An 11,584-nucleotide genomic window follows, 5' to 3' on the forward strand; every position below is an offset into this window, starting at 1 on the left:
TGCACTAATCGTAAGGAGACGTACGTGTCGAGAGATCACATTGCCATCTGCATAGAAGGCGCCAATCTCAACAATTCTTACTTTTACCTAGTCGGTACAAAGCCGGAAAAAGTTGACGGCGACAAGGAGGGAGATCAGGACCTGAACAGTGCGTTCGTCGAAATCCTCCGCGTCGTCGGACCATGCGACAAGCCGCCGGACGTTTTGTCAGTCGGTGCCTGCAATTTTTTCCTGACCAGTCCTTTACGTGTCCCCGCCGCCCTCATCCATGCTGACGAAAACCGGTTCCTGAACAATGCCGAGTTGAAGGCCGAGATAGCGAAAGCTTCAGAAGCCGCGCGCCGACGACTTGTAGCGCTGGTACAGGACGCGGTGCGTCGCATGCAATCGATTGAGGTCGATGCGAAGGCGCAGGCTGCGTTTTTTCTTGAAACGCCACTTGCCAGCGCATTCGCCGGCGGACATATGAGGATGCAGTTATGGACGGTCGATCCGGCGAGTAACAGTGATACCTCCATCTCGCTCAAGGCAAACATGTCGATCGAACTGGCGGCGTATGTCAGTTTTGAAATCGGAACACTCGAACGCAGCGTGGCGCTGACGGTGATCGTTGAAGCCGGGGTGGGTGCGCTATTACGGATTGACGCGGACCACCTGGGGTTGCGCTTCCCCACATTCACCCTGCCGCAATTCGACCTCAAGAAGATGCCTCCCCTTGATCTGCGCAATGGACTGGAGGGAGCCGAGTCCACGTTGCGGAGCTTGATAGCTGACGCGAAAATCTCAGTCGAGTTGGACCAACCCGGCGCCGGTAGTCCAAAACTCGTGCTAAAGCCGCGTTCTCCGGCAGCGGGAATCGATTGGGTCGTCGTAACCGGCGACTACGCCCCCGCAGACGACCTAGTGGCCAAGGCCGCCGTCTTCACGGTTAAGGTGACGTTCACGGACGGCGTCGCGGGAATCATTATCGAGCACCTGACTCTGGGCGACGTGGCGGGCAAACAGGTATTTGGCGGTACGGTCAAGGCACTGATGCAACCGATACCTCTGGGAGCTGGTCCGCGCCGCTTCGGCCCATTTGAGTTCACGTGGGAAATGCTGACCGTCACCCCTTCGCACCTGGGTAATTCGTTCGGCAACCCATCACCGCCCGACAAGGGTGAGACGCTGCGCGCGGTAATCAGCTTCCAGCGACTGATGTTGCGAGTTATCGACGACCCGGATGCTTACCTCACTGTGTCAGGCCAAGTCGAGGTGGATCCCTCTGGAGCGCGCCTGATTGCACTAGAACTGGTCCAACCGTTCCCACTGGTATTGCTGCAAAACGCGGCTGAAGTGATGGTGCGCGGCGGCGGGGCGGTATTGAACATCCTCATCGATACCGGCGTAATGCTACTCGAGCAACTCGACTCCCTGCTCGACGTGCTTGGACGCATAGCGCTAGCAGCTGGCCGCGCCTCGATCTTCTTGGCCGATGACGTCGGCGGTTCCCTCGACGCGCTGGGCGACCTCGTCCGCAGCGGGTTGGGGGGCATGGCTGAGGCGGTCGCGGCGCTGCTGCGAGACTTTAAAGTCCTGGCCGTAAACGCATCCTCAACCACCGCTTTCACTATTGAGCTGCGCATCGCCACCAATCCGTTCGAACTGCGCCAGGTGCTAGTGACATCGCGTAATAACGGCACCAGTGCGGGACGTACAAAGCGTTTGCTGGGATTTACCTTGGACATCCCTGGCCACTGGCAACCTGGGCTGCTTCTGGATTTCGTCAACCAGCCCGGAGCCTATCTGGTGCTCACTTGCGATTCGGCCCCTCCCGACGACAGGGCTGCTACGGTGGCGTCACTGCGCACCGACCTTTGGCTCGACCACATAGACAGTTCCGGCAAAGCCGACAGCCGGCCCCTGCGAGACGTCGCCGGTGATCAACCCGTCCCTCAATCGCGCTCTACGACGGACGAACCGCTGCTCAAGCTCGACTTGAAGTTGAAGAATGCCTCCGGGACGCCGCAGCAGCTAATCCTGGTGGTGGCCGGGTTAACTCGCGGCCAGACGGTGTTTTTTCTGCGTATGGCGGGCGAAAGTACCCCCGGTAAACTGCCCGGTAATTCAGGCGTGGACGTCCGCACCATGAATGACCCATTTCAGCTGGTGCCCCTGGAGGAGGCGTTCGAGCTCAACGTGGACTTCAAGTCGAACCGCATTCTACCGCTGCTGGGAATGGGTGAAACCGGAGTCGTTTCTGCTCCCCCAAACTCGCCTAGTTTCCTCGACAAGCTCAAGGGTTCGTTGGCAAACGTGGTGTGGGTCAAGAACTCCAGGTCTTACGCCAGTCTGGGCAATCGCCATGCAGGAGTGGAGTTGGTGCTGGGGTTGAAGGCAGCGGGGCTGGAAACCAGCCTCGCGCTCAAGGCTCAGGTCTCGCTCGACTCGCTTGCCGTCATACTTGAAACGAGCGACGAATTTACGATCGAGTCACAGCGCATCGAAGAAAACGCGCTCGGACTGATGTGGGTGATCGAACAGGCCGATGCCGTTGAGCGCAAAGCGAACGTCAAAATTGACATGTTCAAGCTTGGCTTTGCCGGTGGCCAGAGTGGGTTTGAACTGAATGCGCCAATGCCCGGCGAAGATCAAAAAAACAAGGCCCGGATGCAGCTGCGTTTTAATGGTTTGTCTTCGGACGGTCAGGGCGTGGTGTTCAATGTCACCACGTTCAAAATTGGCCCAGGCGGCCTCGATCTTGTTGCGAAAGTTGCCGACAACCCGGTGCGTCTGAGCGGCATCGACGTACCCTTTCACTTTAACGACGGGATGCTGGAGATAAAGGGCGGCCGGCTCGTGCGCGCCATGATCGCGGGACGCGGTGCTCTGCCGCCGGATCTCGTCGGCGAGGCCGACTGCACGGTGGTGCTGACGTTTGCGGAAGTCGAAGGCGAAGGAATTGTCTTGCAGTCCGGGAAGGTCGACCTCGACAAGAAAAACGATCCCATCATCTGCCATACATCACGTTTTACCCTGACCATCAGCGACCTGGATATCGCGTTCGTGAAGGACGGTGGCTACCACTTTTACTACCTGGTGACTGGCTCGCTGCGTTTCACACCGAAACCTGGAGAATTTGACAGCGGACTACTGCAATACCTCGGTGGCGTCGAGATGAACCTTGAACGCACGCCGCTTTCAGCCGATCCGAGCGTGCTGCTCAAGCACATCTCATTCCAGAAAACGCTCAACCCGAAAAAGAGCTTTAACCTGTTCAACCTGTTTACCTTCGAGCTGCGCGGCTTCGGCTACCATCCGGCCTCGCCCAAATTCGACGGCGATCCGGCAGTGAACATTTCGGGCCAGATCAAGTTCGTTGAGATTGGCGACGTGATGGCGCCGTCGATCGACTTTCACGGCCTGTGGATTGCGCCGCCGAAGGAAGGCGAATCACTTCCCCGAATCAAGGCCGACGGGCTCGGTATTGACCTCAACCTGAAAGGCGCAATCCGTGTGCGCGGTTCGGTCATTGCTGTCGACGCCGACACGCGCACTGTCGAGGGCAAGGAGTTGGCGCCACCCGGCTACAACGCCTATGGCTTCCTTGGCCGCGGCGAATTCGACATTCCCGGCTGGGGCGCCATGGGCGCAAGCCTCGGATTCCTGGAACTGGAACACCAGGACAGGCCGGGCGAGCGCCGCAAGTCGTTCTTCTTTTATGGGGAGCAGAAAAAGCTGTCCATTGAGATACCCACCGTGGTGTGGAATTTCTATCTGCGTGAAGCTGGCTTTGGGCTGGGCTTTCGTTACACACTCGACGCAATCAATGCGGCCGACCGTGCCACCTCGATCCCGAAGCTGATCAGCGCGCTCGACGAGGTGTCGAAAACCCAAGGCGACCTGCATAAGTTCTCGGCCTGGAAGCCAGAAATCGAAGGTGACCGTGTGACGTTGGCCCTGAAGGGCGCGATCCAGGCCTACCCAGCCAGCAAGAACTGGGATGAAGAGGCCGAAAATGCGGCGCAAAACCCCTTCCTGTTCGATTTGGTGGCGGCCATCCGTTCCGACTTCACCCTATTTATGGGCCTACGCGGCTGGGTCGGAACCAACTACATCGACTACCTGAATGACAAGGACAATCTTCGCTCGAAACCTGGCCTTCGAGGCTACCTGTACATCTCGGCGCCGCAGCAGCGCCTGCTGGCCCGCATGATCGGCGACAGCAAAGGGTATATCGGCGAACGCATTCCCGCGCTGCAGAAAGGAGCGCCGATGCGCACTGCGCTGCAGTCGGTCGACTGGTCAGCCACACTATTCATCAAGCCCGGCCTCTTCCATTACGAACTGGGCTGGCCGAACCAGCTGGTCGTGCGCCTGATGGATGAGGAAAACATGCGCGTGACTGTGCGCGGCGGGATGATCTTCCGTGCAGCCGAAGACGGCCTATTGTGGGGCTACAACATCGAGGCCGACGCGTTCTTCCGCTTTGGTGGCGAATTCCAGGCTGGTCCAGTCGGTATCTGCGCCGAGGCAACGCTGAAGGCCAGCCTGGTAGCGCGCGTGTTGTGCTACCTGACGTGGCGTGTGGCCGGATCGCTGATCTACGGCCTGATCGCTCTCGACGCCGAATTGAAGGTGTCGTTCCGCGCCTGGCTCGAGGTCGACCTCGGCATTACCAGCTTCACCATCCGCATCGGCTTTTCGCAGACGCTGCAGTTTTCAGCGGCGGTCGAGATTGCCCTGTCGACCGAAGGCGTGGGTGCCCGAGTGGCTGCCAGAGTGGCGGTATCGGTATTCGGTTGCACGCTTTCGGTCAGCGTCGGCTTCACTCTCGGCAAGGGGCAACTCGATGATGCGCGCGCGCGGGTGCAACGCTTCCTGGCCATGTCCATAACCGCCGAAGAGCCCGACGCAGCGCCGGTGGCGCTCAGCCGCAGCGGTGACGAGCGCACCATAAAGGATGCCGTACATGCGCAGGCCCCTGCCAGCGCACCCGCGCCTGAGGAAATCAAAAAAAAGCCGGACCCTACGGAAAGTGGTGAGGCGAAATCGGTGCCGGACTCGCAAACGCGTAGCCAGTTCGGTTTGCCGCCCTGTGAAACCCACTTCTGGTGCGTGTTGCACCAGGCGAGCATCCGCCCCGCCCCGGACCCGGTGGATCCGGAGGACCCGGAAATGCTGAGGCCCCTGACAGGCGCAGATGGCTACGGGTATGCCATGTTGACACCGAAGGAAGCCACTAGAAAAAGCAAGATTGAGAACGAGCCGTTATTTACCAGCGCGTTCTATGGCCCCGCAACCGGTTTCGCCAACCGCGACGAGCGCGATGAGACCCGGCCAGCCCATTACCTCATCACCAAAGGACTCTCCAATGACGATATTACGGATCTGATGAAGCTGCGTCGCTACAACCCCGAGCGTGGCGTATTCGAGAAATTCAAGATTCCGTTTGCCCCGTACGAGAACGAGAACGAGGTTAAGGTCAATGCCAAATGGAACAATCTGGTCCAGACCGAGGACAATTCGAAGCGGTTGACCCTCGCGCTGCTGTTCGACGAATGCTATCTGTCTGATACCGAGTGGTTTGAAGTGGCGCCGAACGAGCCGCCTTATCGCCGCACTTCGAACTGGCATGAGCCGAAGAGGCCGCGTATCCACGCCAACCCGAAGTCAGCGCGTACTGGCACCGAGCAGGAGCGTAATTCCGAGCGCGACCTTTTCCAGCGCGGACACGCAGCGGAAGCCGCATCCAACCCGGTCGTCGACGGCGTCTATCAGGCGCGCTCCACGGTGTTGGCAATGTTCGCCGAGCAATTTGTGGCGCTGTCGGAATCCCCTTTACCCGAAAACCACAGCGCTCACGTGGTCGACCTCGGGCTGGTGTTCTTCGGCCCGGTAGACGCACTGGAAAAGCTGGCGAAGCTACAAATTCGCAAGTACGAAACGGAGGCTGCCGGAAAAACGACGATCGGCGATATCGAGGTGTTCAATCCTGCTTCGAGCTGGTTCGCCAAGCAGGATCCGGAACTAAATTGCGATCGCAATAGCTGCACCTGCGACGGGGTCAAGCTCGACTGGCAGCTGACGTTGCCTTTCGCCAGAAAGGCGGTGAGCGAAGCCAGCGCGCCGGAACTGGCCCCGCAAGCCAATCCCGACCAGTTTCTGAAACACTATAAAATCGTGCGTACCCTGGAGGGCTCCGAATTCACCCCGCGCACGTTCTTGGTCAAGCCTGCCGCCACGCTCGGTGGCGCCGATTCCCAGGGCATAGTGGCGCAGCTGGCGCCGGACTGGCAATTCACGGACGACCTGTCCGACTTGAGTCCCAAGCTGCGACGCGCGCTACTGCCCAACAACGACGAAGCCGCGGCACTCGAAGGCGCCACCGCGTGGTCAAGCATTTTTCCGGGCCACGAGTCTATTTCGCTCAGCTACACGGTGACCCCCGTTGACAGCGCTGGTTCCTGCGGCATGCCAAAGTCGTTTCTGGTCAACGTCCCGCGGCCGGTGCCTCCTCTGCGCCCAGCTGAAGCCGAGCTACGCATCATCATCAAGCGAATGGGGCCTGGCGTGGATAGGTCCCCACACCACACGCGGGCAATGCCGGACAAGGGCAGCATTGCCATCCTGATGGCGCTGCGCGACCCCGCGGGCGAAGACAACGCTACGGGGCGCAAATACCGCTTGGTGGCTGACCCAGAGAACATCAGCCCCTCGGGGCATTACGGTACCGATGGCCTGACCGAGCGCCGCCCGGGCCTCGCCGCGACCTTCAACAAGAGCGGCGACGAGCGCGTCTGGGAGCTGGAGCGCCACAACTTTGTCGACGTGCGCGAGAACGGCAAGATCCCCGCCGACAGCTTCATCGATCCGATCGAGCCAGACCACCAGACGCTCGAGACCTATCCACTGTGGAGCTTGCTCGCCGGTTCCACCGGTATCGGCCGGGTTGATCAAGCGCTCGGCGAGCATCCACCAGTTGAAGTGAAAACAAACAAGCCGGAGCCCCTGTCCGCCAAGCCGCCCGTCGAGCCATCCGCCCAATCCTTTCTCGAAAGCTTATGGCTGCACGACGACGGCTCGGATCTGCAGCGCATCGCCACCCGATTCTCGCTCGAGACGATCCAGGAAACGAAAGTAGAGGGGGTGGACGGGAGCTACACCTTCACAATGACCTCGAAGCGGGTACCGGTTAACATCGAGGTGCGGATCGAGCCGCTGGACCAATTTCGCAACGACATTGGCCTGCTGCGCCCTGACGCATTCGAATGGCCCGTCCACCTTGATCTGCCACCGCACCGACCGGGCCAGTTACGCGCAACCAGTGGCTTCGCACGTTTTCTCGCGCCGCCACTGAATGCCGACCTGGCCACGTTACTCGACCCATCGCCTGACGCTTGTGTCTTGGTGCGCGACCCGGAGCGGCGGATCCTCACCGAGGTTAGTTTCGATGCGGTACCGGAGTTTGGGCGCATCAAGGGCGGGGTCCCTGACCGAGTACACGCCAGTTGCATCGCCGGTTTCGACCTTCACGAACTCGACCTGGACGACCTTGCCCCGCTAGATACGTCATCAGCGACGGAGTTTGGGAAGAACGCCGACACCTGGCGTCGCGCGCGCCGTGTCGCTCGGATCGAGCGCGTGTCGCCTGAAATGGCGCGCCTGCTCCCGGACTCGAACAAGGATTGGCCCGGCTGGCAGGCGCACTACCCGAGCGAAACCTGGCGCCTTGCGTTGCGTGCGCAAGGTCGCGCCGGCCAATCCGTACCACGCCGCGCCCCCTGGTATTCGTCGGCAGAATCGACTGTGTCCTTCGCTGCGCGGATGCCGCGTATGCGCGTGTTTCCGACCGCATCCGAGGCTGCCGTGACGGACCTGATGACCTACGGCCAGCCGGATCGCCTTTACGTCAGCTTCAGTTGCGCTACCAGCTCGGATTCGGAAGAGCTCAAGACGCTTGCCGCACAGCTGAACAAGGAGGTTTACCTTGATTGGGAGTTGCTGAAATTTGGCGAGAAAGAAATCGCGCTACATTTGGATTTAGAACCTAAATGGATGGACTGCAGGCTCAGGGTGACCGCGCTCGACGGCACCTCGCCCCTCAGCCCCGCGCAAGTGCGCGCCGCGTTGCTGGGACTGTTGCTGAGGATTCCACCCTCGGTGTCGAGCCAGATGTCAGCGACGCTGGCGGGGAACCCACTACTGACCGGCAGCCTGAGACTCGAAGCGTCCAGAAGGTTGGTCACCGCCAGTGGGAAGAGACACGAGCACTTGTGCGGCGAAGCAGCGCTGCCCTTGACTCTGGCGGGAACCCTGCATCCGATTCTGGAAGAGGTGCTAGGGGAACTTGAATACAGCAGTGCTAACGAGGGACTGTACCGGCGCTACGTGGTGGCGGTGCAGCCGGTGCAGCCGGTAACCGCTACCACCATGGCTGCTTTCCTGGCCGACAACAATAGCGAGACTGACCCCTACGGATGGGCTGCGCTGCAGCAGCTCGGCCTGGCCTCGACCATCAAGCTGTATGACCGCGACATGGATTGCTTCCTTTCCGCCGAAGACCTGCTGAAACGGGTGCAGTGTGTATTTCAATCCACCTTCTGCCGGTATTCGGGAAGGCATGATTGCGGTCAGCCTTTCGTCGAAGTATTGCTGCGCCCTGGGCGAGATCGAAGTCCCGGTCCGTTCGACGCCATCCTATCGAGTGCCGGCCTCGAACTTGAACCGGCCAGTCTGAAACTCAATGACGACGGCCTTTCGATCGCTCAACTCTCGCTAAGGCCAGCACAGGTCTCGGCACGGCAATATTTCTTTTTAGACATGCGCTGGGCGACAGGATACTGGCCGGCGCGACTGAAGACCAAGGTCGATGGAATCGAAGGCACGACTCAAAAAACCATCGACATACGTAGCCTGGTCGGCTACGAGGTCAGGTTCATTGCACCGGACAAGGAGTGGCAGGGCAAGTCAGTTGACCTGACCAGCATGCAGGATGGACGTACCTATGCCCTGCACCCGGGCAAGGCGGAGCGTGTGGGGCTTAATGCGTTTCCTAAAGGGCTGATCAGTTCGACGCCGCCTGTGCTCGCGCTGCAGTTCTTTATGCGTAGCAACGTCATTGAAAACTTTCAACCGCCGGCAATTCAACTGTGGGCGCGCGTGCGTATAGTCAGGACGACAATAAAAGAAGTAGTCAATGCCGACACCATCCCAACGGTAACCACTGAGGTCACTACTGTCGAAGAATTCTGGTCATTTGCCGATCTCATAGATCAAGCACAGCGGCCGGATAACGTATATTTTCCAGAAAATGGCGGCCTGATATCCCCCGCTATCGGCGAGCCCGAGTTCGTTAAGATCCAATCGCCAGCTACGTCAAGCCCCTCTCCATACGAACGCTTCCGCGGGCTGTCGCCCGAAGAGTGGGCCGATGAACTCGCGCTAAACCCACTGCCGAAGGAAGCGTTCCGCTCGCTGCGTGACAACTTGCGTTTCGCAGCACCTGCGCTGACTTGGCCCGGTGCGACCTGGACCGACAATGTCGAAAGCAAGGACATCCGGGAAATTGCGGCGGCCTATCTGCCTTGGACCCAGCGCTTCCTCGATCACGCGGCCGTACCGGATTGCCCCGATGGGACTATTCAGTTCGCATTGGCCGCGCCAGTGAAAGCCAACCCGCTCAACCTGGCAGCCGATGCCGCGGGCAGGCTGACGCTGTCTTTCCTGCACGCCGACCGCTGGGCGCATGCGCGTGCGTATGCCGTGCGGTCAATGCCTCGCTACCAGAATCAGGCCTTAGGTGCGGGCTACTACAAGACGCAAGGTGAGAGTGAGCAACTCGTCACCGAGGGACTACTGGGAAACAACGGCGCTTTCCGCAGCGCGATCGGCTATGCGTTGGCTGTATCGGAACGCACCGAACGTATCGAACCTCCGGTGATTCTCGGCTCGCGTATTGTCCGGCCAAAACCCGATGCTGCGGGCCTGATCGCGCCAGGCCAGTGGGAATTGGTCCTGGCGCGGCATGGAGAGGAAGGCTTGGCCTTCTCGAACCGGCCACTGTTCGCGCGACTCGGCACGCAAGGCACTGCGCTCAGCTTCGTGCGCGAATACCGCGATCCGGACTGGCCGGCCTCGATTGCCAAAGCGCTGCGGCCCCCTGCGAAGATGAATTTCACAGTGTACCCGGAGCGCGCGGCAACGGTGTCGGCCGAAGCTATGGACCACCGAGAAATCGGCAACGCCGACCTGGGCGAACTTGCTGGCCGTTATCCATCGTTGTGGAAAGGTGCCGACATCTGGCGGATTAGTGATTTGCCAGCCCATTACCGCGTCACCGCGCTGGCAGTGGCGCGCGCAGGGGTAGTTGTGTCGCGCGTAATAGCCACGGTGCAGGATGCGACGCCGCGGCGCTCGCTGGAGCTAGCGCGACGCGTACCGGGGCCAGATGTGGACAAGGAAGCCGCCGAGCTGGGCGGCACCCCCGCGCTGACCATAATCCGCCTAGGCAAACACAAATCGGCAATCGAACTGCGTGGGCTGCGCATGGTGTCGCACGCAGACCTGAGCGAAGTCGGTGCGCACGCTTGGTTCACCGGAGGCGACCTTGACGTGGCATGGTGCCCCGACCCAAATGTGCGCTACACACTGCTGCGGCGCGGGCCATTGGGAGGCGGCCGCAGTTTCGAGGATCACGATGCCGAAGTCACCCTGATCGCCCATGACCCCGTCGCCGAAGGAGGCCAGGGGCCGCGTCCGATCGTGCTGCGATGCCGCGGTACGCGCTTCGCTGCGATCGATGGTGAGGACGGCGAACCCAATATGAGCCACTCGGTGGTCAGCGATCGGCCACAGTTCCACCTGAGCTTCCGCTTGCAGCTGGCACCAAACGGGCTGGCGCCTGAGCAGCGCCGAATCCGCCTTTCCCAGGGTGCCGACCAAGCTGTGACGCAGGCCTTCAATGACGCCGCCATTGACTTTGCACAAATCACAGAAGTAGTTCAGCTCGAGGTTGGACCGTTTGAAGACCCTCCCAAGCAGCGTGACGCGGCCAAGGAATGGCTACACGCACGCGTGGGAGAGGTATACGCGAAAGTTGCTGAGCTTGAACCAGTCACTGTCCTGGAGCCCGTTTGCAAAGCTCTGCGCAGGATTGCTGAGGGTATGGAGAACGAAGCGAGCGCCCTGCCACCAACGTCCGACTACGATCCGGACAAGGCTGCACTGCAACGCGCACGCGTTTGTGAGGTCGAGTTGGCACCGCCGGCGTTCGATCTGATCGGGGCCAGTTCACCGTTTCCGTTGCGGGCCAGTAGCACCGGCATCCAATTGCTGACGCTGTACGACCTGCCTGATAGTACTGAAGCGGACGGTGCGAAGCATTCAGGCCACCCGGCGGCGGCAAAAGGCACCGGCCCCCTCTGGAAGGCGTGCTGCGAACGGCTGCTGGGTGCAGGCGAGATAATGGTGGTACGGGTGGTTGACACGCGTAACGCCATCGAGCAGGACGAAGCGCAGGGCAAAGGCTGGGTAACGCCGGGCGAAATGGAAGTCCTGGTCGGGCTGCCGACCTGGACCAAATGGGCGAGCGAGGAGGAATAGC

1 protein-coding gene is annotated in these 11,584 nt (G+C 60.4%); it reads left to right on the forward strand.

Annotation, left to right across the window (positions count from 1 at the left end; translation table 11 throughout):
* The first annotated feature begins 24 nt into the window (after positions 1-24).
* Positions 25-11,583 carry a hypothetical protein gene (locus tag ACA063_RS15795; RefSeq protein ID WP_497662389.1) on the forward strand — a complete coding sequence of 3,853 codons (11,559 nt, stop codon included), beginning with the start codon at positions 25-27 and terminating at the stop codon, positions 11,581-11,583.
* The last annotated feature ends 1 nt before the right edge of the window (position 11,584 follow it).

It is taken from the genome of Pseudomonas sp. LBUM1643 (assembly GCF_059716215.1).